We start from the raw sequence: 25474 nt of genomic DNA on the forward strand, positions 1-25474 counted from the left end.
CCATCGGAACCTGACGTTGCGGAACGTCTGACCATGCGCTACGCCGGCATTGCCCTGGTCCTGACCTTGCTGCACCTGTTGGTGGCTGCCCGCGGCGGCACGCACGCGGACATCATCGGCCAGCTGCTGCGGATCGGCGTGTTCGCCAGCGGTGTCTGCGCCGCGCTGCAACGACAACGCCGGACCCGGGGCATGGGCCGGGTGTTGTGGGCGCTGCTGGCGCTCGCGCTGTTGATGCAGGTGTTGTGGGCCGCGTCCATGCTGGCCTCGGTGCTGTGGCCGGCCCATGGGCTGGCGCTGGCGATCGCCGCCAGCGTGCTCTCGGCGCTGTACACCATCCCTTGCATGTACCTGATCACCAGCGCCTTCACCGGACGCGAGCCACGCCTGGTCAAGGCGCTGGATACCGGCATGTCAGTGCTGCTGGCGGCCTTGCTGATCCTGCTGATCTCCACGGTCATGGGTGGGGACACCCCTGGCGATGTGGCCTCGGTCCGGCTGGCGATCTGGCATGCCGATGTGATCGATTTCTCGCTGGCGATCCTGGCCACGGTGCGGCTGGTCGGCGCACGCGGGCTGGGCCGGCGTCACTTCTACCTGGCCACCTCGGCCTTTCTATGGGTCAACGCGATCGCCGCGGCGATCTACAACCGCCTGGACATGGCCGGCCAGACCTGGTGGGGACCGGTGCTGATCGATGTGGCCTTCGTCCTGGTTGCAGTGCTGGCCTGGCGGCCGCCGCCGACCTGGCTGCGGCGGTACGTGCCCAGCGTGCAGGCCGCGCGCCTGATCGCGGCCTTCGCGCCGGTGGCCATCGCCCTGGGCGTGCTGATCCTGGGCATCAGCCTGTCGCGGCTGAACTTCATCGGTGGCGCCTCGGCGGTGCTGCTGGCCGCGGTGCTGTACGGCCTGCGCGTGGCCGTCATCCAGACCCAGCACGAGGACAAGCAGCAGCTGGCGGACCTGAGCAACCGCCAGTTGCTGCGTCAGCTGGGCGTGGACCCGCTGACGGCCATCGCCAACCGCGGCGCGCTGGATGCGCGCATGCGCCAGATCCTGGCCAGCGGCGTGAGCTGCTCGCTGATGATGATCGACATCGACTACTTCAAGCAGTTCAACGACAACCACGGCCACGTGCTGGGTGATCGCTGCCTGGTGCAGGTGGCCGCGGCGCTGAAGGGCGCGCTCCAGCGCAGCAGCGACCTGGTTGCACGCTATGGCGGCGAGGAGTTCGCCGTGGTCCTGCCCGATGCCAGTGCGCAGGAAACCGAGCAGATGGGCCAGCGCCTGCTGGCCGCGGTGCAAGGGCTGCACATCGCCCATCCGTCCTCGCCATTGGGTTACGTCACGGTGAGCATCGGCGTGGCAATCGGCCGCCACGACTGGCTGGATGAAGGCGACGCCGTCACCGCATTGCTCCAGGCTGCCGACCATGCGCTCTACCAGGCCAAGGCCGACGGCCGCAACCGCATCCGCCACGCCGATGGCGACGCCGGCCAGCGTGCGCCGACATTCGATTTATAGGCGTGCCCGATCAGGCCTGCACGTCTTCCTTGTAGGCCTCGACCGGGATGCAGGCGCACATGATGTGCTTGTCGCCGTAGACGTTGTCCACCCGCGCCACCGGCGGCCAGTACTTTGCCTGCTTCAGCGAGGCCAGCGGGAAGGCCGCCAGCTCGCGCGGGTAGGTGTGGGTCCACTGGCTGCCCGAGACCTGCATGGCGGTGTGCGGGGCGTGCTTGAGCGGGTTGTCCGTAGCGTCCAGGCGGCCGTCTTCGACCGCGCGGATTTCCTCGCGGATCTGGATCATCGCGTCGATGAAGCGGTCCAGCTCGTGCAGTGATTCGCTTTCGGTCGGCTCGACCATCAGCGTGCCGGCGACCGGGAAGCTCAGGGTCGGGGCGTGGAAGCCGAAGTCGATCAGCCGCTTGGCCACGTCCTCGGCGCCGATGCCGGTGGCCTTTTCCAGCGGGCGCACGTCCAGGATGCATTCGTGCGCGACCAGTCCGTTGCGGCCGGTGTAGAGCGTCCTGTAATGCGGGGCCAGCCGCCTGGCGATGTAGTTGGCGTTGAGCAGGGCGACCTGGGTGGCCTTGCGCAGGCCGGCGCTGCCCATCATGGTGATGTACATCCAGCTGATCGGCAGGATGCTGGCACTGCCGTAGGCGGCAGCCGAGACCATGCCGCCGCCGCGCGAGGCCGAACCCTCACCCCGACCCTCTCCCGAGGGGAGAGGGGGAAGAGCCGACGGCAAAAACGGGGCCAGATGCGCCTTGACCGCGCACGGGCCCACGCCCGGACCGCCACCGCCGTGCGGGATGCAGAAGGTCTTGTGCAGGTTCAGGTGCGACACGTCCGAGCCCCACTTGCCTGGCTTGGCCACGCCGACCAGGGCGTTCATGTTGGCGCCGTCGGTATAGACCTGGCCGCCGTGCGCGTGCACCGCTTCGCAGATGGCGACCACGTCTTCCTCGAATACACCGTGGGTTGACGGGTAGGTGATCATCAGCGCGGCCAGGCGGTCCGAATACTTCTGCGCCTGTGCGCGGATGTCTTCCACGTCGACGTTGCCGTTGGCATCGCACCTGGTCACCACGACCTTCATGCCGCACATCTGCGCCGAGGCCGGGTTGGTGCCGTGGGCCGATTCGGGAATCAGGCAGATGTCGCGATGGCCTTGGCCGCGCGCGCGGTGATAGGCGCGGATCGCCAGCAGGCCGGCGTACTCGCCCTGCGCGCCGGAGTTGGGCTGCAGGCTGACCGCGTCGTAGCCGGTGCATTCGGCCAGCATCGCTTCCAGCTCCTGGATCAACTGCCGGTAGCCCTGCGTCTGTGCGGCCGGGGCCAGCGGATGGATCGCGCAGAACTGCGGCCAGGTGATCGGGACCATCTCGGCGGTGGCGTTGAGCTTCATGGTGCAGCTGCCCAGCGGGATCATGGTGCGATCCATCGCCAAGTCCTTGTCGGCCAGGGCGCGCATGTAGCGCAGCAGCTCGTGTTCGCTGTGGTGGGTGTTGAACACCGGGTGCTGCAGGAACGCACTGCTGCGCCTCAGGCCTTCCGGCAGGGCGTCGGCGGTGATCGCATCCAGCGCATCGACATCAACGGTGACACCGAACAACTGGGCCAGGGCGACGATGTCGGCACGGGTGCTGGTCTCATCCAGGCTGATGCCCAGCGCTTCGCTGTCGATCACCCGCAGGTTGATGCCGGCGGCCAGGGCCCTGGTGTGGATCGCATCGGCCTGGACACTCTTGACGTGCAGGGTGTCGAAGAACTGCGCACCGACTTCAATGCCGGCGCCACGCAGCGCCGCGGCCAGGATCGCGGCCAGGCGATGGGTGCGGCGGGCGATCCGGGTCAGCCCGTCGGGGCCGTGGTAGACCGCATACATCGAGGCCATCACCGCCAGCAGCACCTGCGCGGTGCAGATGTTGGAGGTGGCCTTCTCGCGGCGGATGTGCTGCTCGCGGGTCTGCAGGGTCAGGCGGTAGGCCGGGTTGCCCTGCGCATCAATGGACACACCGATCAGGCGGCCGGGCATCGAGCGCTTGAAGGCATCACGGCAGGCCATGAACGCCGCATGCGGGCCGCCGAACCCGAACGGCACCCCGAAGCGCTGCGAGTTGCCGACCACGATGTCCGCGCCCCATTCGCCGGGCGCGGCGATCAGGGTCAGGGCCAGCAGGTCGGCGGCCACTGCGACCAGACCGTGGCGGGCGTGCACCGCATCGGCCAATGCCTGGTAGTCACCCATGGTGTTGAACGAGAGGCCGCCGAAGGTGTCCGGATACTGCAGCAGCACGCCGAAGGCATCGGCTTCCAAGGCCTGCTGCACGGTGCCCAGCTCCAGCACGATGCCCAGCGGCTCGGCGCGGGTGCGCAGCACTTCCAGGGTCTGCGGATGCACGGCGTCATGGACGAAGAACACCTGCGACTTTGACTTGGCCGAACGCCTGGCCAGAGTCATCGCCTCGGCTGCGGCGGTGGCCTCGTCCAGCAGCGAGGCGTTGGCGATCTCCATGCCGGTCAGCTCGGCGCACAGGGTCTGGAAGTTGATCAGCGCCTCCATGCGGCCCTGCGAAATCTCGGCCTGATACGGCGTGTAGGCGGTGTACCAGGCCGGGTTTTCCAGGATGTTGCGCAGGATCACCTGCGGGGTATGGGTGCCGTAATAGCCCTGGCCGATGAAGCTCTTGAAGACCTGGTTCTTCAGCGCGATCTGGCCGATCCTGGCCAGCGCTTCTTCCTCGGTGATCGCTTCGGGCAGCGCCAGCGGGGCTGGCGATTTGATCTTGGCCGGGACGATGGCATCGGTCATCGACTCCAGGGTCGGGTGGCCGATCACCGACAGCATCTGCGCGATCTCGGCGTCGTTGGGGCCGATGTGGCGCTGGACGAAGGCGTCGTGGTGTTCGAGTTCGCGCAGCGAGGGGGTGTTCCGGGACATGGCAGGCATCCGAAGGGTGGGGCACGCGGTCATCAACGGATGCCTCGGATCTTCAAGCCGTCATCCCCGCCAAGGCAGGGATCCAGCGCCTCCACGGCGTCGCCGCAAAGCCGCTGGGTTCCCGCGTACGCGGGAATGACGATCGGATCAGGACATCCTCTCGCGCCCCTCTGTCCTTTTGCCTGAGAGTTTGGAAGCGCGCCGACTGCCGCTTCGTGCCCCTTCGGCGCCGGTGCCGACCCATGCGGGCCGACCGGTCTCTCCAGAGTGTGTGCTGCCTGCGGTGGTATCGGGCCTGAGCGATTACGGGCGTTGCGCCTTCGGCAGCGGCGATGGCCCTGGGGGCCGGCGCCGCTTCTCCCACCTGAACTACGCGGCCGATTATACGGGCCTGCCGGCTGCGCGGGTGCTGTGCACGCGCTCATGGGCGATGCGGTCCCGCAATGGCGTGTTCAGCCGGCGGCGGTGACCGGCCCGGGGGCAACGCCTATCATGCCGCCTCTTCCCACCAGCGTCGGCCCGTGCCTTGTCCTTGGCGCGGCCTGCGTCGTGTCGCCGCCGGACACCGGTCGCGGCGGTCCCTTCCAGGATGTCCCATGCCGTTGCCTGCCACCTCGACCCGTCGGCTTGCCCTGTTGCTGGCGGGGCTGGCGATGTTCGGCCCGTTCACCATCGACACCATCTTCCCGGCGTTCCCGCAGCTGGCCCAGCGCCTGAGCGTGGACCAGGTGGCGGTGCAGCAGACGGTGAGCGTGTACCTGGCGGCCTATGCGGTGATGAGCCTGGCCCACGGCGCGTTGTCCGACGCGTTCGGCCGCAGGCGGGTGATCCTGGGCGGGCTGGTGGTGTTCGTGATTGCCTCGGCCGGTTGCGCGCTGTCGCCTGACCTGGGCACGCTGCTGGCATTCCGCGCCCTGCAGGGCTTCTCGGCCGGGGTCGGCATGATCGTCGGCCGTGCGGTCATCCGCGACCTTTACAGCGGGCACCTGGCGCAGAAGCTGATGAGCCAGGTGTCGATGATCTTCGGCATCGCCCCGGCCATCGCGCCGATCATCGGCGGCTGGATCCTGGGCGCCGGCGCGGGCTGGCCGGTGATCTTCTGGTTCCTGGTCGCCTTCGGTGTGGTGCTGCTGCTGGCCACGGCGGTATGGCTGCCGGAAACGCACCCACCGGCATCGCGCACGCCGCTGTCGGTGACCGGCCTGTGGCGAGGCTATACGGGGATTGCGCGGGACCGCCGCTTCCAGCGGCTGGCCGCCGTCGGCGCACTGATGTTCGCCGGCATCTTCCTGTATATCGCCTCGGCGCCGGTGTTCGTGCTGGAGTTGTTGCACAAGACCGAGCAGGACTTTGCCTGGCTGTTCATCCCCACCATCGGCGGCATGACCCTGGGCTCGTGGTTGTCCGGGCGCATGGCCGGCAGGATGAAGCCGGCCGCGCAGGCGCGCGTGGGCTTTGTCTGTTGCGCGGTGGCCAGCGTGGCCAGCATCGGCTATGCCGCGCTGTCCAGCACGTTCGTCGTGCCGTGGGCAGTGCTGCCGATCCTGCTTGCCGGCACCGGCATGGGCCTGGTGTTCCCGATCGTGGCGCTGGCCGTGCTGGACCTGTATCCACGCCAGCGCGGGTTGGCCTCGTCGTTGCAGGCCTTCGTGCAACTGACCTGCAATGCCATCGTCGCCGGCGTGCTTTCGCCCCTGGTCGCGCACGATCCGCTGAAGCTGTCATTGGGTGCGAGCGCGTTCTTCACCGCTGGCTGGCTGTGCTGGAAGGCCGACCGGCGTGCCGGCCGACGCCTGCAGCGCCAGGGTGCAATCGCGACACGGCTGGAATCGACCGACGGCGCCTGAGCGCGGACGGCCTGTGCAGGAGGAGGGCTTGCACCAAACCCGGCCCTGCGCGCAGGCAGCGCGCGGTTGCGCTAGACCGCTTGCCCTGCGGCGTGCCCGGAGGCCCAGGCCCACTGGAAGTTGTAGCCACCCAGCCAGCCGGTCACATCCAGCACCTCGCCGACGAAGTACAGGCCCGGCGCGCGCCTGGATTCGAAGGTGGCTTGCGAGACCTCGCGGGTGTCCACCCCGCCCAGGGTCACCTCGGCGGTGCGATAGCCCTCGGTGCCGCTGGCCACCAGCGGCCAGGCGCGCAGCAGCTGCGCGGCCTGGCGCAGTTGTGCTGGGTTGAACTGTTTCATCGGCCTGTTGGGCAGCCAGTGTTCGCACAGGCGCTGGGCGAACCGGCGCGGCAGCAGGTCGCCCAGCACGGTCTTCAGCTCGGCTGCCGGGCGCGCGGCGCGCTGGGCCTGCAGCAGGTCCAGTGCGTCCTGGCCGGGCAGCAGGTCCAGGTGCAGCGGCTGGCCGGGCTGCCAGTAGGAGGAGATTTGCAGGATCGCCGGGCCGCTGACGCCGCGGTGGGTGAACAGCATCGCGTTCTCGAACGCGGTCCTGCCGCTTGTCACGCGCACCGGCAAGGCCACCCCGGCCAGGTCGGCCAGCTGTTCCTGCGGCTTGCCGCTCAAGGTCAGCGGCACCAGCCCGGCCCGCGTGGGCAGCAGGGTGTGGCCGAACTGTCTGGCCAGCGCGTAGCCGAAGCCCGACGCCCCCATCGAGGGGATCGACAGGCCGCCGCTGGCCACCACCAGCGCGGGCGCAGCGAACGCCCCGTGCGCGCTGTGCACCAGATAGCCGCCGCCTTCGTGCACGGTCACCTGCTCGATGCTGCAGCCGGTGGCGATGTGGACCCCGGCCTGTTCGCATTCGGCCAGCAGCATGGCCACGATCTGCCTGGACGAATCGTCACAGAACAGCTGGCCCAGTTCCTTTTCGTGGTAGGCGATGCGGTGGCTTTCGACCAGGGCGATGAAATCGCGCGGGGTGTAGCGGGCCAGCGCCGAGCGGCAGAAATGCGGGTTGCTGGACAGGTAGTTGGCCGGGCTGGCGCCGGTATTGGTGAAGTTGCAGCGCCCGCCGCCGGACATCAGGATCTTCTTGCCGACCCGGTTGGCGTGTTCGATCACCAGCACCGAGCGACCGCGCGCGCCGGCGGTGGCCGCGCACATCAGGCCCGCCGCGCCGCCGCCGATGACCAGCACGTCGTGGCTGAAGCCGGACGCCATCTTCAGGCCGGCGGCGCGTGCCGGATCGTCGGGACCAGCACCAGCTGCAATGCATCGCCCATCAGCTGGGTTTCGCCATCCTGGGTCAGCACGTCCAGGCGCATGGTGCGCTGGAGCGTATCGGCCAGCTGCCTGACCTGCGCGTGCGGCAGGTCGATCACGGTCAGTTGCTTCATCCGCTTGAGCGAGGCGGCGTTCCTGGACCACCACACATCGCCGGGATTGCCGCTGTAGTTGAGCACCACCACCTGGCGCGAACGGCCGGCCGCCTTGCGCAGGCGGCTCTCGTCCGGCTGGCCCAGCTCGATCCATTGCTCGATCTGGCCGCTGTAGTCGCGCCGCCACAGGTCCGGTTCGTCCTCGTTGCTCAGGCCGCGGCCGAATTCCAGGCGCTCGTCGGCGTGCAGGATGAAGGCCAGCAAGCGCGCCGCCAGGCGCTCGTCGGTCTCGGAAGGATGCTGGGCCAGGGTCAGCGCGTGGCTGGCGTAGTGGTTGCGGTCGATGTCGCTGATCTGCAACTCGACCTTGCGAATCGTGGCGGAAAGGGCCATGCCGGTACCGATGAAGAACAGGCGTCATGATATGGCCAGTTCGCCTCGATGCGCGCCGGAGCAGACGCCTGATGGAAAACCCGCCGTCTCCCGCCTCGATTCCCGCTCGCCTGCAGCTGGCGCCCGGCCCGTGGACCACGCTGCTGGAAGGGCTGTGCGCGCGCTTTCCCTGGATTTCGGCCATGCAGTGGCAGGACCGGTTCGCCCGGGGCCGCGTTCAGGATCGCGGCGGCCGCGCCCTTGCGCCAGGCGATCGGTGGCGGGCGGGGCAGGAGATCGTCTATTTCCGCGAGGTTGCCCATGAACCGGTGATCCCGTTCAGCGAAACCATCCTCCACCACGATGAGCACCTGCTGGTGGCCGACAAGCCGCACTTCCTGCCGGTGGTCCCGGCCGGGCGTTTCGTGCGCGAAACCCTGCTGGCCCGGCTGCAGGCGCGCACCGGCTGCGCCACGCTGGTGCCGTTGCACCGGATCGACCGTGACACGGCTGGCCTGGTGCTGTTCTCGACCGATCCGGCCACGCGCGGGGCCTACCAGGCGCTGTTCCGCGAGCGCCGCATCGACAAGGGTTACGAGGCCCTGGCGCCGCCGTTGCCGGACCAGGGATTTCCGCTGGAACGGCGCAGCCGGCTGCAGCGTGGCACGCCGTTCTTCCGTACCGAGGAAGGCCAGGGCCCGGCCAACAGCCTGACCCGCATCGAGGTGCTCGAACGTGGCCAGATCCACTGGCGCTACGCGCTGACCCCGGTCAGCGGCCGCAAGCACCAGCTGCGCGTGCACATGGCGGCCCTGGGCGCCCCGATCTGCAACGACCGCTGCTATCCGCTCCTGCAGGCTGAAACGCCGGATGATTTCAGCCGTCCGCTGCAACTGTTGGCCTGCAGCCTGGGTTTCCTCGATCCGGTTTGTGGTGCAACGCGCCATTTCCGCAGCAGGCTTGCGCTGGCGTAACGGCGGCCCGGGAGCATCGCGTCAATTCACAACCGTATGAATTAAAAGTAATTTTTGTTGGTTTTCCAAACCTGGCTGCGGCCGGTCCGCGCCTGCGCCGAACGAACCGATGAACGGGCTTGCATTTGTGTTGGCTTTTTCCCCGCAACCTGCGTATGGTGCGCCCACTGTGCTTGCCAGGCTCACCCGTAAATCGTGAGACCTGATGCGGTAGATCGCTAGATCGCTACATCGTTTGCGTTTTTCCTACGCCTGCAAACCCAGTCTCAGCCGCGGTTCTTCGTGGTTGTGATTACCCATCAACATGTTTCCAGGAGTAGTAAAAATGTCCGATAACCAGCGCCAGCAGGGCACCGTCAAGTGGTTCAACGATGCCAAGGGCTTTGGCTTCATCACCCCGCAGAGCGGCCCGGACCTGTTCGTGCATTTCCGCGCGATCCAGGGCACCGGCTTCAAGTCGCTCAAGGAAGGCCAGGCCGTGACCTTCGTGGCCGTGCAGGGCCAGAAGGGCATGCAGGCTGACCAGGTGCAGCCGGTCTGATCGACCGCTTCATCGCCTCACACGCAGCATAAAAGACGCCGGGCCTGTCCCGGCGTTTTTTTATGCGCCGCTTGCAAGGGCTTGCCGTTGAACGCAGCGGCGTGCGCCTGGTTTGGCTGCCCTGCAGGCATGGGCGCGTAGGCTGTGCGCATGCAACTGAACTTCGACAACCGCTTGCTGCGTGAATTGCCGGGCGACCCGGTGTCCGGGCCGCAGGTGCGCCAGGTCCGCGGCGCGCTGTGGTCGCAGGTCGCACCGACCGCCGTGGCCGCCCCGCGGGTACTGGCCTGGTCGGCCGAGGTGGCCGACCTGCTGGGGCTGAGCGCAGGCGACATCGCCGATCCGCAGTTCGCCCAGGTGTTCGGCGGCAACGCGCTGCTGCCGGGGATGGCGCCGTATGCCACCAACTACGGCGGCCATCAGTTCGGCAACTGGGCCGGGCAGTTGGGCGATGGCCGGGCGATCTGCCTGGGCGAGGTCATTGCGGCCGATGGTTCGCGCCAGGAGCTGCAGCTCAAGGGCGCCGGCCCCACGCCGTACTCGCGCTTCGCCGATGGCCGGGCGGTGCTGCGCTCGTCGATTCGCGAGTTCCTGTGCAGCGAGGCGATGGCGCACCTGGGGGTGCCGACCACGCGCGCGCTGTGCCTGATCGGGACCGGCGAGGCGGTGGTGCGCGACATGTTCTACGACGGCCACGCCGCGCCCGAACCGGGCGCTGTGGTCTGCCGGGTGGCGCCGTCGTTTCTGCGCTTCGGCCATTTCGAACTGCCGGCCTCGCGCGGCGAGTCCGCGTTGCTGCGGCAGCTGGTGGACTTCACCATCGCCCGCGATTTCCCGCACCTGGACGGGCCGGCGGGCCAGGCCCGCGATGCGGCCTGGTTCGCCGAGGTCTGCACGCGCACGGCCACGCTGATGGCGCACTGGATGCGGGTGGGCTTCGTGCACGGGGTGATGAACACCGACAATCTGTCGATCACCGGCCTGACCATCGACTACGGCCCCTATGGCTGGATCGACGATTTCGACCTGGACTGGACGCCCAACACCACCGATGCCAGCGGCCGGCGCTACCGCTTCGGCTGGCAGCCGCAGGTGGCGTTCTGGAACCTGAGCCGGCTGGCCGGTGCGCTGGCGCCGTTGTTCGCCGACGCCGCGCCGCTGGAGGACGCGCTGCGGGGCTACGCCGACGCCTATGCCGCGGCCGAGAGGGCCACCATCGCGGCCAAGCTGGGGCTGGCCGAATGCGGACCGGCCGACCAGGCCCTGATGGCCGATCTGCATGCGCTGCTGCAACAGGCCGAAGTGGACATGACCCTGTTCTTCCGCGGCCTGGGCGAGCACGCGCCGGGTGCGCAGGCACTGCAAGGGCTGCGCGAGGCGTTCTACGACGATGCCAAGTACCAGGCGCATGCCGGCGCGTTCGGTGCGTGGCTGGAGCGCTACGCGCAGCGCTGTGCGCAGGAGGGCAGCGAGGATGCGCGCCGCGCCCGGATGCGCGCGGCCAATCCGCGCTACGTGCTGCGCAACTACCTGGCCCAGCAGGCGATCGACCGCGCCCACGCCGGCGATCTGGGCGGCGTGCACGCGTTGCTGGAGGTGCTGCGCCATCCGTACGACGACCAGCCCGGACGCGAGGCATTCGCGCGCAAGCGCCCGGACTGGGCGCGTTCCGCGCCCGGCTGCTCGATGCTCTCGTGCAGTTCCTGATCGCTGCTGCACCGCTGCGGCTGGCACCGCCGGTCATGTGCAGTAGGATCGGCCTTCATCCAGGAACGTGAGAGCGTGATGTACGGCCAAACCGAGTGGGCGGGCCTGATCCGCGATGTGCCCGATTTCCCCAGGCCGGGAATCCTGTTCAAGGACATCACCCCGATGCTGGCCAACGCCGCGGCCTTCGCCGCGGCCACCGGCGCGCTGGCCGAACCCTGGCGCGACGCCGGCGTGCAGGCGGTGCTGGGCATCGAATCGCGCGGGTTCATCCTGGGCGCGGCCCTGGCGCGGGCGTTGAAGAGCGGTTTCGTGCCGGTGCGCAAGCCCGGCAAGCTGCCCGGATCGGTGCTGACGGTGGAATACGGGCTCGAATACGGCAAGGACACCTTGCAGCTGCGCGCCGATGCGGTCGCGCCCGGCACCCGCGTCCTGATCGTCGACGACGTGCTGGCCTCCGGCGGCACCTTGCACGCGGCGCTGTCGCTGGCCCGCCAGCAGGGCTGCGACGTGCTCGGTGCGGCGGTGCTGATCGAACTGCAGTCGCTGGGTGGCCGTGGGCGCTGGCAGGCGGATCTGCCGCTGACTGCGACGCTGCGCTTTCCCTGAATGCTCCCGGCAGCAGGCTGGGACCCCTTTGTTGCAGGGGCGGACCTGCTGCGATTGCTTGCCGGGGCTGCGCCGCCCTGGTGCGGATCCGGGAGAAAGGTCCCAACGGACCAGACTCGGGGCTGCATGCGCTTGGGCTTGCGCCGCGGGACGATGATTTCTACAGCGCGCGCACGCGGAAGCTGCGGCCCTTGATCTTGCCGGCCGACAGCCGCGCCACCGCCTTTTCGGCGTGTTCGTGCCGGATCGAGACGTAGCTGCGCACCGGGCCGATGATGATCCGGCCGATCGCGCTGGCGGGCAGCCCGGCCTCGCCGGTCAAGGCGCCGAGGATGTCGCCGGGGCGCAGCTTGTCCTTCTTGCCGCCGTCCACGCGCAGCGAGACGAATGGCGCGCGCGGCGGCTGGCTGGGCCGGCCGGTGGCCAGCGGGGTCTTGATCCACGCCAGCGGCGCGCCGGCCAGTTCCTCCAGGGCGCGGGCGCGCGGCAGTTCGCGCGGGGTCACCAGGCTGAAGGCCAGGCCGCTGCGGCCGGCGCGTGCGGTGCGGCCGATGCGGTGGGTGTAGGTGTCGGTGTCGGTCGGCAGTTCGTAGTTGAACACCGCGGCCAGCTCTTCCACGTCCAGCCCGCGGGCGGCCACATCGCTGGCCACCAGCACGTTGCAGCTGCCGCCGGAGAAGCGCACCAGCACTTCCTCGCGATCGCGCTGTTCCATGTCCCCGTGCAGGGCCAGCGCCGAGAAGCCATAGCCCTGCAGGGAGTTGGCCACCTCGTCCACGTCCTTGCGGGTGTTGCAGAACACCACCGCCGGCTCCACCCGCTGCTGCAGCAACAGGCCGGCCAGGGCCTTCTGGCGCAGTGCCGGCTCCACTTCGCAGAAGCGCTGCAGGATGTCGGGGGTGTCGGCGGTGGCCAGATCGGTGGCGACCTCGACCGGTTCCTTGAGGCTGTCCTGGGCGATGGCGCGGATCGCCTGCGGCCAGGTCGCCGAGAACAGCAGGCTCTGGCGGGTCCTGGGCGTGCGGCCGAGGATCTCGCGGATCTGCTCCTCGAAGCCCATGTCGAGCATGCGGTCGGCCTCGTCCAGGACCAGCACGCGCACGCCGTTCAGGTGCAGGGCCTTCTTGCGCAGCAGTTCCTGGATCCGGCCCGGGGTGCCGACCACCACGTGCGGGTCGTGTTCCAGCGAGGCCAGCTGCGGTTCCAGCGCCATGCCCCCGCACAGCAGCGAGACCTTCAGGTTGGGCAGGCCCACCGCCAGGCGGCGCACCGCGCGGGCGACCTGGTCGGCCAGCTCGCGGGTCGGGCACAGCACCAGCGCCTGGGTCTTGACCAGGCCGGTGTCCATGCGGGTGAGCAGGCCCAGGGCGAAGGCGGCGGTCTTGCCGCTGCCGGTGGGGGCCTGGGCGATGACGTCGCGCCCTTCCAGGATCGGCGGCAGGGCGCGGGCCTGGATGTCGGTGGGCCGGGTATAGCCGGCGGCGTCGAGGCCGCGCCGCAGCGCGTCGGACAGCGGCAAAGTCGAAAAATCTTCCATCGGCCATGATCGCAGCTTCGCCGGTGGCTGCGAAGCAACATCGGCGAGCGGCTTCAGTCTTCCAGCTCGGCGATGTCCTTGTCGCGCAGGGCCATGAACGCCCAGAACGGGACATTGCGCGCGCGCCAGGCCGCTTGCGCCTGGTCCAGCACCGCGACCAGGGTGTCGAAGTCCGGCTCGTTGTGGGCGTGCATCTCGCCGGCGCCTTCCAGCAGCAGCGCGTAGCCCGGCGCCGGCAGCCACTGCAGGTCGCGCAGGCAATCCAGCAGGCCCTCCCAGTTGCGCCCGGAAGCCATCGGGAAATCCAGCGCCACGGCGATGCGCAGCAGCAGGGTGCGCCTGTCGCGCACGCCCATCAGGTCGATCCGTCGCACCAGCAGCCGCGCCTCGAAGGCGAATGCAGCCAGCACGTCCAGCTCGTGGGCGCTGACGAAATACACGCCGGCGCGGCCGGGATCTTCCAGCTGCGGGTCGTGGCTGCTCATCGGGCGGGTACCTGGGATTGGTCAGGGACGAACACCGGTGCGCTTTGCCGCGCTGGCGCGGGCAGGAATGCGGGCAACGCGCCACCTGACGCCCGTGGCAACGCGCTCGCCGCCTGATGTGGTGCGGCGCGCTGCAGCTTTCCGGTACTGCCTGAGCACCACCATGGGCGCCAGACCAGTGCCATGGCCCCCGCGCTTGCAGCGAGCAGGCGCAGCCACGCGCTGTTCCCCTGGGCGCCCCACGCGCCCAATCCCCCAAGCGACATGCGCTTTTCCCTGTTCAGGTTGAGAGACGAGAGTGTCGGCCGACGCGGCCCGCTTGTAAACGGTTCAATGGGTGAAGATCGGTCACCATACGCCGGTCTGTGACGGGGATTCCGCTGGCGCCACGGGCCTGCAGCGGGCGTCGTGCGCGTTACTGCACGGTCCGGGCAGGCGGGTCCCGGGCCAGTCCCTTCGGGTGGTGGGCCGCGTCGGTTCCAGGCCAGCGGCGGGCCGGCCACGACTCTCCCAGGCCTTGGCACTGGCCGGTCGCCGAACCGGACGGGCGCGGCCGGCCGGTGCCCTGCCGGGCCGCTTGCCGATCATCGAGCCGCCGTAACCGGCCTGGTTTGAGCATGTGTTCGCTCCCGGGAATGGGTTGATGACGTCAGGGCGGCGCGGTATCGGTGCCCAGCACCGGATACAGGCCGTAGCGGGTGTCCCACGAGGGATGGCGGCGGGCGAAGAACTCCAGCCGCGCGCGTGGATTGGCGGCAAAGTCCGGGTCGTCCTTCAGGCGCTGCTCGAACTGCGCCTTGACCTGCCGATCGCGCAGCATCTGCCGTGCGACTTCCTCGGCGACGTAGCCTTCCATGTACTCCTTGCGCTCGAAGGCCGCATTGAACAGGCCCCACTGCAGCAGCGAATCCGGCGCGGCCGGATCCAGCAGGGCCACCACCAGCCGCGCGCGCGGCTGGGCGATCGGCACGAACAGGCTGCCGGCGGGCAGCTGGGCCGGTTCGTCGGCCCAGGCGCCGCTGAGCTTCAGGCGCTGGCGGCCCTCGGTGGAGGTCTTGGCGAAGTCGATCTTCGTCGCGCGGAAGGCCTGCACCTGCTGCGCCGACTCAGCGTCCAGGCGCCGGTACTGCAGGCCATGCACGCGCAGCTTTGGCTCCACGATCGACGCCCAGCCGGCTGGCACCAGATAGCCGGCGCGCGGGGCGGTGGTGGTGACCGAGGGCGTCATCGTCTCGCGCAGCGGAATGTGCCAGACCTGCGGCCTGGTTTCGTCGTACTGCGTCATCAGCGCGCCGGAGACGTCCGAGGGCGTGCGCGTGTAGGCATAGCCGAGGAAGTCGATCATCCGCACCTGGTCGCTGGCCTTCCAGTCCAGCACCTGCGGCTGGCCACCGAGCGCGGTGGCGGCCTGGTCGGCGGCAGCGGCGTCGGCGCGCCATGCGGCGCCATGCGCGGCAACCTGCTGCAGCACCGCGACGATGGCATTGCCGGTGATCGCCACGCGCTGCGGGTAGCGCAGCCACGCGTGGGTCTCCACCAGCATGCCCAAGCGGTTGCGCAGCTGGAAATAGCCATGCGAGAAGCGCGGCGGATAGACCTCATCGGCAAAGCCGGCAGCCGGATTGTCGTTCTGCGCCAGTGCCGGATAGAACGGCAGCGCGTGCGAGCCCTGGCGGTCGAGCTGGGCAATCACCGCTGCACGCAGGGCCGCACCATCGCGCTGCAGGGTGGCATCGCCTGCATGCGAGGGCTCGACCTGCACCGACACGTCATGGCGGAACTTGGCCCCGTCGGTGACGTGCAGGTCCATGGCCAGCAGCGGATCCCACTGCTCGACCAGCGCCAGCATCGCCTGCATCTCCGGCGCATCGGCCTTCATGTAGTCGCGGTTGAGGTTGAGGTTCTGCGCGGTGGCGCGGAAGCCCATCTGTTCCGGGCCGCGCTGGTTGGGCCGGTTCCACGGGCCGAAGCGCTCATGCCCGTCGACGTTGAACACCGGCACGAACAGCCACACCAGCCTGTCCAGGGTGCCCCTGGCGCGGGTGCCCTGCAGCAGCTGGCGCGCGACCTGGAAGCCGGCGTCCTTGCCGTCGATCTCGCCGGCGTGGATGCCGCCCTGGATCAGCACCACCGGCAACTTGCGCGCCCTGGCCGCGGCCGGGTCCAGCGCGCCGCTGGTGGACAGGGCCATGGCATGCATCGGCCGGCCCTCGGGCGTGGTGCCGTAGTCGAAGCAGCGCACGGCAGCGGGCCAGCGGGCGGCGAAGGCCTGGCACAGCCGGCCGACCTCTTGGTAACGGCCGGTCCGGTGGAAGCCGGAGGCCTCCGATTCGGTGACCAGATCGGCATCACCGATGGTGGACGCCGCGCCGGCCAGGGGCGAAAGCAGCAGGCAGGCGAGGGTCGCGGCCCTCGCCAGGGGGCGCAGCCTGGAGACGGTCATCGTGGCGCGGCGCAAGGCACGCTGCGTTGCCCGCACTGGCAATGCGGGCAACGTCTGCGCGGCCGCGAGCTGGTGGGTGGGCACATTCGGCTCGACATTTTCCGGCTGTCGCGGTACCAGGGCGGGACGCAGGCGCATCGGGCAGCTTCACCGTGTTCAGTGCGGGCCGCCATGATGCCAGCGGCGGCGCGCCTTGCCAGCCGATCAACAGCACATGGGCAAGCCGCGGCATGACAGGAGGGTCAGCCGGGCGCGGAAGGGGAAGACGCCCGTCTGTCGTGTGGCTGCAAGGGTAACGAGGATGTCTGGCGCCGGATCGCCGCGCGCTCGGCGCAAGCACCTGCTCTGAGACATCAGGCGAGCGGATGCAGGACAATGCTCGGGTCGCCTGAGGCGGCGCTCCTCGTCCCGACCCCAGGATTTCGATGTTCACCCTGATCTTCATCGCCGTCACCGTCGTGGTGTCGCTGCTGGCCCTGAACAACCGCCGCATCGCCGACCGCCTGATCCTGTGGCCACCGGCCATCGCCAGGAACCATCAATACGATCGCCTGCTCACCCATGGCTTCATCCATGCCGACTTCATGCACCTGTTCTTCAACATGCTCACGCTGTTCTTCTTCGGCCGGCCGATCGAGGGCTTCATGGCCGAGCAGACCGGTGCGCTGTGGGTATTTCCGCTGTTCTACCTTTCGGCGCTGGTGGTGGCGATCCTGCCGACCTACCTCAAGCACCAGAAGGACCCCAACTACTTCAGCCTCGGTGCCTCCGGCGCGGTCTCGGCGGTGCTGTTCGCCTTCATCCTGCTGGCGCCGTGGTCGAGGATCGTGGTGTTCGTGTTCCCGATGCCGGCGATCGTCTTTGCCATCCTCTACGTCGCCTACAGCATCTGGATGGACCGCCGCGGCGGCGACCGGATCAACCACAGTGCGCACCTGTCCGGGGCGGCCTACGGAATCCTGTTCCTGATGATCATGCAGCCGCAGGTCCTGCAGCACTTCCTGTCCGAACTGAGCCGGCCGAGGTTCTAAACCGGTTGATGCAGCCGGGAACTGCTGAACTTGCAGGGCAGCGTCTGCTGGGTGTGAATGCCGTGCATGGGCCCGAAGGGCCGACCGAGCAAATCACAGGCAAAAAATCGCCTGGAGCGATTCTTGACGTTGCGCAGCAACGGCCCGAAGAGCCTGCCCCGGACTTGATCCGGGGGTGGCCGCCAGGGATGGTGGGCCACAAAAAAAGACGGGCGACCCCCGTCGCCCGTCGTGGCAATGTTGAAGCAGGTGTTGCTGCTGTATGCGCCTTCGGTCAGGAACCGGTGAACCGGCGCTTGCTTTTGTCAAACGAAGGAGGTTTGCCGGCGTAGGAGGACAGCAGGCGCTCGTACACGGCGTTGTTGAGGCGCTCGAACTCCCAATCCTTGGTATGGCCGGTGATGGCCAGCTGATACAGGCCTTCGAGCAAGGTAAAGTCGCTCGGCCCTTGCGACGGGTCTTCGATGTGGCTCATTGCACTGCCCCTGTCCAGATGATCTCGAGGTGTTTCACGCATCATCCGTGCCAATCGTCCAGGCGGCGTTGGCCACGGCTGCGAGCCCGCAATGCGCGGTTCCTGCCAAAAGGTGACGCGCTGGGTCCAACCCTGCCATCCACGCCGGACCGGCCAGGGCAGTGCCGGGATCGACACCCGCAACCGGAGAGATGCCCATGACCCAGCCTGTCCATCACCAGCCCCAGGCCAACCGCTTCGTCATCGACGCGGACGGACAGCAGGCCGTGCTCGATTACCAGCTGCAGGGCCACCGCATGGTCATCACCCACACCGGCGTGCCGACCGCCCTGCGCGGGCGCGGCCTGGCCGAAGCCCTGACCCGCGCCGCACTGGCCCATGCGCAGGACCAGGGGCTGAAAGTGACGCCGGCGTGTTCGTATGCAGCCAGTTTCCTGGAGCGCCATCCCGAATATGCGGCGCTGTCAAAATGAAACGCGCGGCGGCGGATGATGGGTACACTCGCGCCGTTCTCTGCCCGGAGATGTCCAGCGTGCGCTCTGCCAAGACCATCGCCAGTGTGACCGTGCTGACCATGTTGCTGGCTGCCTGCAACCGGGCACCGCCGCCCGCACCGGCCGCCAGCGCGCCGCCGGTTTCGGCGCCGGCCCAGGCGCCCGCGCCGGCACCGGCTTCCACCGTACTGACCGACGTGGCCGAGTCCGATCCGCGCTATGTGGTGGGCATCAGCTATCCGCCGCAGGCCAACCGGTACCCGGGCCTGGCCAAGGCGCTGGGCGACTACGCCGGCGCCGCCCGCGCCGGACTCATGCAGGCGGTCGATGGCCTGGGCAGCGAGAAACCCCCCGCGCCCTATGAACTGTCGCTGGCGTTCGAAATGGTGGCCGAAACGCCCGAGGTGGTGTCGGTGGCCGCCGATGGCGGGCGCTACACCGGCGGCGCCCACGGCGAGCCGCTGGTGGCGCGTTTCACCTGGCTGCCCAGGCACGAAGCGATGCTGACCACCCAGGCGATGCTGCCTTCGCCCGAAGGCCTGCAGGCGGTCAGCAGCTACGTGCGCGAGCAGCTGCACACCAGCCTGTCGCTGCGCGCCGACGGTGCGGACATGGCACCGGAGGAGCGCGCCCGGATGCTGCAGTCGGGCACCAGCATGATCGACGCCGGCACCGGCCCGGAAGCGGCCAACTTCAGCCAGTTCCAGCCGGTGATGAACGCCGACGGCAAGATCGCCGCGGTCCGGTTCGTGTTCCCGCCCTATCAGGTGGGGTCCTATGCCGACGGCACCCAGACCGTCGATGTTCCGGCCCAGGTCCTGGGCCCCTACCTGGCACCGGCGTACGCCGATCTTTTCCTGAGGTGAAATGAAACAGTTCCAGGCACCGGCCACCACCGCCACCACCCGCGCCCCGCGCTTCCAGGCCCGCGTTGCCCGCCTGCTGAGTCAGGCCGATGTGCGCATCGGCGGCGACCGGCCCTGGGACCTGCAGGTCCATGATCCGGCGCTCTACGCGCGGCTCTTGAGCCAGGGATCGCTGGGGCTGGGCGAGGGCTACATGGACGGTCAGTGGGATGCCGTTTCGCTGGACCGGTTCCTGACCCGGCTGCTGGCCGCGCGCCTGGACGAGCAGGTCCACGGCATCGGCGAGATCTGGGACGCGCTGCGGGCGCGTTTGTTCAACGCGCAAACCCTGCGTGGCAGCCGCAAGGTCGGCGAACAGCACTACGATCTGGGCAACGACCTGTACGCGGCGATGCTGGGCCAGCGCCTGGTCTACAGCTGTGGCTACTGGCGCAATGCCGATACGCTCGATGCCGCGCAGGAAGCCAAGCTGGACCTGGTCTGCCGCAAGCTGGGGCTCCGGCCCGGCATGCGCGTGCTGGACATCGGCTGCGGCTGGGGCGAGGCGCTCAAGTTTGCCGCGCAGCGCTATGGCGTCAGCGGGGTCGGGGTGACCATCTCCAGGGAGCAGGCCGAGTATGCGCGCCAGCTGTGCGCCGGCCTGCCGATCCAGATCGCGCTGCAGGATTACCGCACGGTGGAAGGTCCGTTCGACGCGGTGCTGTCGATCGGCATGTTCGAGCACGTGGGCGTGAAGAACTACCGCACCTATTTCGAGACGGTGCGGCGTGTGCTCAGCGAGCAGGGCCTGTTCCTGCTGCACAGCATCGGCACCAACGTCTCGCAGACCCGCACCGATCCGTGGATCGCGCGCTACATCTTTCCCAACTCGATGTTGCCTTCGCCGGTGCAGGTGACCCAGGCACTGGAAGGCCAGTTCGTGATCGAGGACTGGCACAATTTCGGCACCGACTACGACCGCACCCTGCAGGCCTGGCGCAGCAACATCGAAGCGGCATGGTCGCGGCTGTCGGCGCGCTACGATGAGCGCTTCCGCCGCATGTGGCGGTTTTACCTGGCCGCCTCGATGGCCACCTTCCGCAGCCGGCGCTCGCAGCTGTGGCAGCTGGTGCTGTCCCCGCGCGGTGTGGTTGGCGGCTACATCGCGCCGCGCTGAAGGCACGGCGCGATGTGGCGCTCAAGCCGCCTTGCGCGGCTTGCCGTAGAGCGCGCGCAGTTCGTCCTTGGCCTGTTCCAGGATCTCCCGCTGCTGTTGCGAGAGGTTCTTGCCGGCCCGGTTGATGTAGAACACCAGCATCGACATTGCCGAGCGGAACGGCGGCGCCTTGCGCCGGGTGCTGGATTCGGCCGAGTGCTTCAGCGAGCGGGCGATGGCGCGGGGGTCGTCCTGTTCGAATACGCCAGCGGCCAGATCCATGGCATCACTGGTCTCGGTGACCTGCTGCGACCAGCGGTGGTCTTGGTGCGCATCGTCATCATGTCCGTGCTTCAAGGCCATCATGGGTTTCGGTCCTCGTTCGCGCGCAATGCGGGGGAAAGTCTGCGCGGGCAATCAAGGACGCTATCGGTCCTGACGTAAAACAACTGCAAACCGGTTGTTGTGAAAACCTTCAGAGGCCGTGTACAGGTGCGGGCACCGTCCCACTTGGGGACCGGCCCGCGGTCACAACACCGCTGCATCGCGTATTGACCGCGCCCGGACGCGTCCCCATCTTGGGCACTTCATCCTCGCCGCGCTGTTCGTGCCGCCACCCGTGGCCCATTCGTTCCATCCTGCCGTCCAGCGCTGGTTCGCCAGTGCATTTGCTGCGCCCACCCCAGCGCAGGAACAGGCCTGGCCGGCGATCCAGTCCGGCCGCCACACCCTGGTCGCCGCGCCGACCGGCTCGGGCAAGACCCTGACCGCGTTCCTGGCCGCGCTGGATGCACTGGTGCGCGAAGGCCTGCAAGCCGGCGGCGTGCTGCCCGATGAAACCCGGGTGCTGTACGTCTCGCCGCTGAAGGCGCTGTCCAACGACATCCACCTGAACCTGGACGCACCGCTGGCCGGCATCCGCGCGCAACTGGCCCAGCTTGGCCTGCCCGATGTGGCCATCCGCACCGCCGTGCGCACCGGCGATACCCCGCAGCCCGAGCGCGCCGCCGCGCGCAAGCGGCCGCCGCACGTGCTGGTGACCACGCCCGAATCGCTGTATGTGTTGCTGGGCAGCGACTCCGGCCGCGCCGCGCTGCGTCAGGTGCGCACGGTGATCGTCGATGAGATCCATGCGCTGGCCGCCAACAAGCGCGGCAGCCACCTGGCGCTGACCTTGGAGCGCCTGGCCCACCTGTGCGAAAGGCCGCCCACCCGCATCGGCCTGTCGGCCACCCAGAAGCCGATCGAGCAGGTCGCCCGCTTCCTGGTCGGCACGCGCCACGTGCACCAGGACACAGCGGACTGCGCGATCGTGGACATCGGCTACACCCGCCAGCGCGACCTGGCCCTGGAGCTGCCGCCCACGCCGCTGTCGGCGGTGATCTCCGGCGACCAGCTGCAGCAGGTATTCGAACGGATCGCGCAGCTGGTGCGCGCGCACCGCACCACGCTGGTGTTCGTCAACACCCGGCGCATGGCCGAACGGGTGACCCGTCACCTGGGCGAATTGCTGGGCAAGCAGGCCGTGGCCGCGCACCACGGCAGCCTGGCGCGCGAGGCGCGGCTGCTGGCCGAACAGCGGCTCAAGGCCGGCCAGCTGCAGGTGCTGGTGGCCACCGCCTCGCTGGAGCTGGGCCTGGACATCGGCGAGGTCGACCTGGTCTGCCAGATCGGTTCGCCGCGTTCGATCGCCACCTTCCTGCAGCGCGCCGGGCGCTCGGGCCATGCGGTCGGCGGCACGCCCAAGGCGCGGCTGTTCCCGCAGTCGCGCGATGAGCTGGTCGAATGCGCGGCGCTGCTCGATGCCATTGCCCGCGGCGAGCTGGACGCGCTGCACCTGCTCCAGGCTCCGCGCGATGTGCTGGCCCAGCAGATCGTGGCCGAGGTCGCTACCGGCGAATGGGACGAGGACGCCTTGTTCAACCTGGTCCGCGGCGCCTGGCCGTATGCGCAACTGGCCCGCGCCGATTTCGATGCGGTGGTGCGGATGCTGGCCGAAGGCTTCAGCACCGGCCATGGCCAGCGCGCCAGCCACCTGCATCGCGATGCGGTCAATGGCCGCCTGCGCCAGCGCCGCGGCGCGCGCATGACCGCCCTGACCAGCGGCGGCACGATTCCCGAGACCGGCGACTACGCGGTGGTGCTGGAGCCGCAGGCGCAGACCATCGGCACGGTCAACGAGGATTTCGCGGTGGAAAGCCTGGCCGGCGACGTGTTCCAGCTGGGCAACGCCAGTTACCGGATCCTGCGGGTGGAAGCCGGCCGCGTGCGCGTGGAAGATGCCCGTGGCGCGGCGCCCAACATCCCGTTCTGGCTCGGCGAGGCGCCCGGGCGCAGCGACGAACTCTCCCAGGCAGTCTCGCGCCTGCGCACCCAGGTGGCACAGGCCATCGAGCGCGGCGGCCGCGAGGCGGTGCAGCCGATGCTGATGCACGCCCTTGCGCTGGAGGCCGAGCCCGCCCGGCAGATCGCCGATTACCTGGGCAGCGCAACGGCCGCGCTGGGTACCCTGCCGACCCAGCAGCAGCTGGTGATGGAGCGCTTCTTCGATGCCTCCGGCGGCACCCAGCTGGTGATCCACAGCCCGTATGGCAGCCGCCTCAACCGGGCCTGGGGCCTGGCCCTGCGCAAGCGCTTCTGCCGCACCTTCAATTTCGAATTGCAGGCCGCGGCCACCGAGGACGCCATCGTGCTGTCGCTGTCCACCAGCCACAGTTTCGCGCTGGAGGAGGTCTGGCATTACCTCAAGTCGGCCAGCGCGCTGGAGGTGCTGGTCCAGGCGCTGCTGGATGCGCCGCTGTTCGGTGTGCGCTGGCGCTGGAACGCGACCAATGCGCTGGCCCTGCCGCGCTTCAGCGGCGGCCGCAAGACCGCCCCGCAGCTGCAGCGGATGAAGTCCCAGGACCTGCTGGCCGCGGTGTTTCCCGACCAGCTCGCGTGCCTGGAGAACCTCGCCGGCCAGCGCCAGATCCCCGACCATCCGCTGGTCGCCCAGACCCTGGAAGACTGCCTGCACCAGGCCATGGACGCCGACGGCTGGCTGGTCCTGCTGCGACGCATGGAGGCAGGCGAGGTGAAGCTGCTGGCGCGCGATCTGGCCGCACCCTCACCGCTGGCGGCCGAGGCCTTGAACGCCAAGCCCTACGCCTTCCTCGACGACGCGCCGCTGGAAGAGCGCCGCACCCAGGCGGTCCAGACCCGCCGCTACAGCGATCCGGACAGTGCCGACGACCTGGGCCGGCTCGATCCGGAGGCGATCGCCGCGGTGCGCGCCGAAGCTTGGCCGCAGGTGCGCGATGCCGACGAGCTGCACGAGGCGCTGACCGGGCTGGGCCTGCTGACCCCGGCCGAAGTCGCCGCCAACCCGGGCTGGGCCGCATGGCTGGCCGAACTGGCCGCTGCCGGCCGCGCGGCGCAGCTGGTCGATGCCGACCGAACGCCCGGGCTGTGGGTCGGGGCCGAGCGCCTGGCCCAGTTCGGTCCGCTGTATCCGGGCGCCGGGCCCGAGCCGCAGATCACCGTGCCGCGCGGCTACGCCGTGGCCGACTGGCAGCCGGAAACCGCACTGCGCGAGCTGTTGCGCGCCCGGCTGTCCGGCTTCGGCCCAACACCGGCCGCGCTGCTGGCAGCCGACCTGCAGCTGCCGCTGGCCCAGGTGCAACTGGCCCTGCTGGCGCTGCAGGCCGAGGGCTTCGTCATCGCCGGCCGCTTCAGTCCGGGCGCGGCGCAGGATGAGTGGTGCGAGCGCCACCTGCTGGCGCGCATCCACCGCTACACGCTGGGCCGGCTGCGCCGCGAGATCGAACCGGTGCCGGTGCGCGACTACGCGCGCTTCCTGTTCCAGTGGCAGCACCTGGATGCCGACAGCCGGGTGGCCGGGCCCGAAGCGCTGGCCGGCGTGCTGGCCCAGCTGGAAGGCTTCGAGGCGCAGGCGGCGGTGTGGGAAAGCGAGATCCTGTCGGCGCGCGTGCGCGACTACGCGCCGTCCTGGCTGGACGAGCTGTGCAGCGCCGGGCGCCTGCTGTGGACGCGGCTGCGGCCGCCGCCGGCGACCGCTTCAGCCGCGATACCGTCATCCCCGCGCACGCGGCGGCCCAGCGCCTTGCGCTCGGCACCCAGCGATGCCGTCGCCGCGCTGCCGGCACAGCCACCTTCGCGCGGCACCGTGGGTAACTCCCTGCGTTCGACCCCGATCCTGCTGCTGCCCCGGCGCAGCGCCGCGCACTGGACCCGGCTGGCGCCAGCCGGCGAGGGCCAGGCGGCGCTGGGCTCGCGCGCGCAGCGCGTGGCCGATTACCTGGCCGCGCACGGGGCCTCGTTCTTCGACGAGATCGCCGAGGGCACGCGCCTGCTGTCCACCGAACTGGAGGACGCGCTGTCCGAACTGGTGGCCCGCGGCCGCGCGCACTGCGACAGCTTCGGCGGCCTGCGCGCGCTGCTGGTGCCGGCGTCCAGGCGGCCTTCGGCGCTGTCGCGCAAGCGCCGGCGCGTGCCCTTGTTCGGCATCCAGGACGCCGGCCGCTGGGCGCTGGTGCGTGCGCGCCAGGTGCCCGATGCCGATCAGGCCCAGGGCCGTGCGTTGATGGCCGAAGCGCGTGGCGAGTCGGTCGAACACATCGCCCGGATCCTGCTGCAGCGCTACGGCGTGATCGCCTGGCGCCTGCTGGAACGCGAGGCCGCCTGGCTGCCCCCCTGGCGCGAGCTGGTGCGGGTCTACCAGCGCCTGGAAGCGCGCGGCGAGATCCGCGGCGGCCGCTTCATCGACGGGCTGTCCGGCGAACAGTTCGCCCTGCCCGAGGCCATCGGCCTGCTGCGCCAGATACGCCATCGCCCGCACGACGGACGCCTGCTCAGCCTGTCGGCCTCGGACCCGGCCAACCTGCTGGGCAGCGTGCTGCCCGGCGAGCGGGTGGCGCGGGTGCCGGGCAACCGCGTGCTGTTCCGCGACGGCGTACCGATCGCAACCTGGGTGACCGAGCACTTCAACGCGCTGGTCAGCCTGGACCCGCAGACCCGCGCCGCCGCGCTGGCCGTCCTGAGCGGCCGCCAGGCCAGGCTACAGGCGTCGATGCCGGCCTGATCCCGGCG

At 69.4% G+C, this 25474-nt stretch carries 18 protein-coding genes, 2 pseudogenes and 1 riboswitch; of the genes and pseudogenes, 12 read left to right on the forward strand and 8 right to left on the reverse strand.

The window, feature by feature from the left end; all coding sequences use genetic code 11:
* Positions 1-33: 33 nt before the first annotated feature.
* Positions 34-1524 carry a GGDEF domain-containing protein gene (locus tag D9R12_RS06445; RefSeq protein WP_122229159.1) on the forward strand — a complete coding sequence of 497 codons (1491 nt, stop codon included), beginning with the start codon at positions 34-36 and terminating at the stop codon, positions 1522-1524.
* Between the two features lie 10 nt (positions 1525-1534).
* Here D9R12_RS06445 and gcvP read toward each other — a convergent pair whose 3' ends face one another.
* Positions 1535-4459 carry an aminomethyl-transferring glycine dehydrogenase gene (gene gcvP / locus D9R12_RS06450; protein WP_210538801.1) on the reverse strand — a complete coding sequence of 975 codons (2925 nt, stop codon included), beginning with the start codon at positions 4457-4459 and terminating at the stop codon, positions 1535-1537.
* A gap of 151 nt (positions 4460-4610) precedes the next feature.
* Positions 4611-4726, reverse strand: a riboswitch (glycine riboswitch).
* 320 nt (positions 4727-5046) lie between these two features.
* Between gcvP and D9R12_RS06455 the strand changes: the two genes are divergently transcribed.
* On the forward strand, positions 5047-6297 hold the full coding sequence (locus D9R12_RS06455; protein WP_122229163.1) for a multidrug effflux MFS transporter: 1251 nt from the start codon (positions 5047-5049) through the stop codon (positions 6295-6297).
* 71 nt (positions 6298-6368) lie between these two features.
* Here D9R12_RS06455 and D9R12_RS06460 read toward each other — a convergent pair whose 3' ends face one another.
* Positions 6369-7559, reverse strand: a complete 1191-nt coding sequence (locus D9R12_RS06460) for a BaiN/RdsA family NAD(P)/FAD-dependent oxidoreductase (protein ID WP_122229165.1) — start codon at positions 7557-7559, stop codon at positions 6369-6371.
* 2 nt (positions 7560-7561) lie between these two features.
* The gene (locus tag D9R12_RS06465) at positions 7562-8110 is read right to left on the reverse strand and encodes a YaeQ family protein (protein WP_014160302.1); all 549 of its coding nucleotides are present in this window, start codon (positions 8108-8110) and stop codon (positions 7562-7564) included.
* A 71-nt stretch (positions 8111-8181) separates the two neighbouring features.
* Between D9R12_RS06465 and D9R12_RS06470 the strand changes: the two genes are divergently transcribed.
* The 4 genes from D9R12_RS06470 to D9R12_RS06485 all read left to right on the forward strand — a co-directional run bounded on the left by D9R12_RS06470 (position 8182) and on the right by D9R12_RS06485 (position 11920).
* A complete protein-coding gene (locus D9R12_RS06470) occupies positions 8182-9063 on the forward strand; it encodes a pseudouridine synthase (RefSeq protein WP_122229167.1) in 882 nt (293 codons plus the stop codon).
* 325 nt (positions 9064-9388) lie between these two features.
* Positions 9389-9604: a cold-shock protein gene (locus tag D9R12_RS06475; protein ID WP_014160304.1), complete on the forward strand. Its 216-nt coding sequence runs from the start codon at positions 9389-9391 to the stop codon at positions 9602-9604.
* 150 nt (positions 9605-9754) lie between these two features.
* Positions 9755-11311, forward strand: coding sequence for a protein adenylyltransferase SelO (locus D9R12_RS06480; RefSeq protein WP_122229169.1), 1557 nt, complete (start codon positions 9755-9757; stop codon positions 11309-11311).
* 78 nt (positions 11312-11389) lie between these two features.
* Positions 11390-11920 (forward strand): adenine phosphoribosyltransferase, encoded by a 531-nt coding sequence (locus tag D9R12_RS06485; RefSeq protein ID WP_014160306.1) that lies wholly within the window; start codon positions 11390-11392, stop codon positions 11918-11920.
* Positions 11921-12080: 160 nt separating this feature from the next.
* On the opposite strand, the gene dbpA is transcribed toward D9R12_RS06485, so the two are convergent.
* The 3 genes from dbpA to D9R12_RS06500 form a co-directional block, all read right to left on the reverse strand.
* On the reverse strand, positions 12081-13457 hold the full coding sequence (dbpA, locus tag D9R12_RS06490) for an ATP-dependent RNA helicase DbpA (RefSeq protein WP_122229171.1): 1377 nt from the start codon (positions 13455-13457) through the stop codon (positions 12081-12083).
* A 53-nt stretch (positions 13458-13510) separates the two neighbouring features.
* On the reverse strand, positions 13511-13942 hold the full coding sequence (locus D9R12_RS06495) for a barstar family protein (protein ID WP_014160308.1): 432 nt from the start codon (positions 13940-13942) through the stop codon (positions 13511-13513).
* 649 nt (positions 13943-14591) lie between these two features.
* Positions 14592-16361, reverse strand: a complete 1770-nt coding sequence (locus tag D9R12_RS06500; protein WP_425479063.1) for a M14 family metallopeptidase — start codon at positions 16359-16361, stop codon at positions 14592-14594.
* A gap of 449 nt (positions 16362-16810) precedes the next feature.
* Between D9R12_RS06500 and D9R12_RS06505 the strand changes: the two genes are divergently transcribed.
* Positions 16811-17416, forward strand: coding sequence for a rhomboid family intramembrane serine protease (locus tag D9R12_RS06505; RefSeq protein ID WP_014160310.1), 606 nt, complete (start codon positions 16811-16813; stop codon positions 17414-17416).
* A gap of 274 nt (positions 17417-17690) precedes the next feature.
* Here the strand turns inward: D9R12_RS06505 and D9R12_RS06510 are convergent, their stop codons facing one another.
* Positions 17691-17891 carry a hypothetical protein gene (locus D9R12_RS06510; RefSeq protein WP_014160311.1) on the reverse strand — a complete coding sequence of 67 codons (201 nt, stop codon included), beginning with the start codon at positions 17889-17891 and terminating at the stop codon, positions 17691-17693.
* Between the two features lie 197 nt (positions 17892-18088).
* On the opposite strand from D9R12_RS06510, the gene D9R12_RS06515 reads away from it, so the two are divergent.
* The 3 genes from D9R12_RS06515 to cfa are packed head-to-tail and all read left to right on the forward strand — an operon-like array spanning position 18089 to position 20407.
* Positions 18089-18364 (forward strand): GNAT family N-acetyltransferase, encoded by a 276-nt coding sequence (locus D9R12_RS06515; protein WP_122229173.1) that lies wholly within the window; start codon positions 18089-18091, stop codon positions 18362-18364.
* Between the two features lie 50 nt (positions 18365-18414).
* Positions 18415-19251: a DUF3298 and DUF4163 domain-containing protein gene (locus D9R12_RS06520; RefSeq protein WP_122229175.1), complete on the forward strand. Its 837-nt coding sequence runs from the start codon at positions 18415-18417 to the stop codon at positions 19249-19251.
* A 1-nt stretch (position 19252) separates the two neighbouring features.
* Positions 19253-20407, forward strand: coding sequence for a cyclopropane fatty acyl phospholipid synthase (gene cfa, locus D9R12_RS06525; RefSeq protein ID WP_122229177.1), 1155 nt, complete (start codon positions 19253-19255; stop codon positions 20405-20407).
* 21 nt (positions 20408-20428) lie between these two features.
* On the opposite strand, the gene D9R12_RS06530 is transcribed toward cfa, so the two are convergent.
* On the reverse strand, positions 20429-20752 hold the full coding sequence (locus tag D9R12_RS06530; protein ID WP_122229179.1) for a DUF3175 domain-containing protein: 324 nt from the start codon (positions 20750-20752) through the stop codon (positions 20429-20431).
* 241 nt (positions 20753-20993) lie between these two features.
* On the opposite strand from D9R12_RS06530, the pseudogene D9R12_RS16240 reads away from it, so the two are divergent.
* A pseudogene (locus D9R12_RS16240) lies at positions 20994-22764 on the forward strand (DEAD/DEAH box helicase); the annotation flags it as partial.
* Between the two features lie 65 nt (positions 22765-22829).
* A pseudogene (locus D9R12_RS16245) lies at positions 22830-25466 on the forward strand (Lhr family helicase); the annotation flags it as partial.
* Between the last annotated feature and the right edge of the window lie 8 nt (positions 25467-25474).

Origin of the sequence: Pseudoxanthomonas spadix, assembly GCF_003703395.1 — a bacterium.
GTDB lineage: Bacteria > Pseudomonadota > Gammaproteobacteria > Xanthomonadales > Xanthomonadaceae > Pseudoxanthomonas_A > Pseudoxanthomonas_A spadix.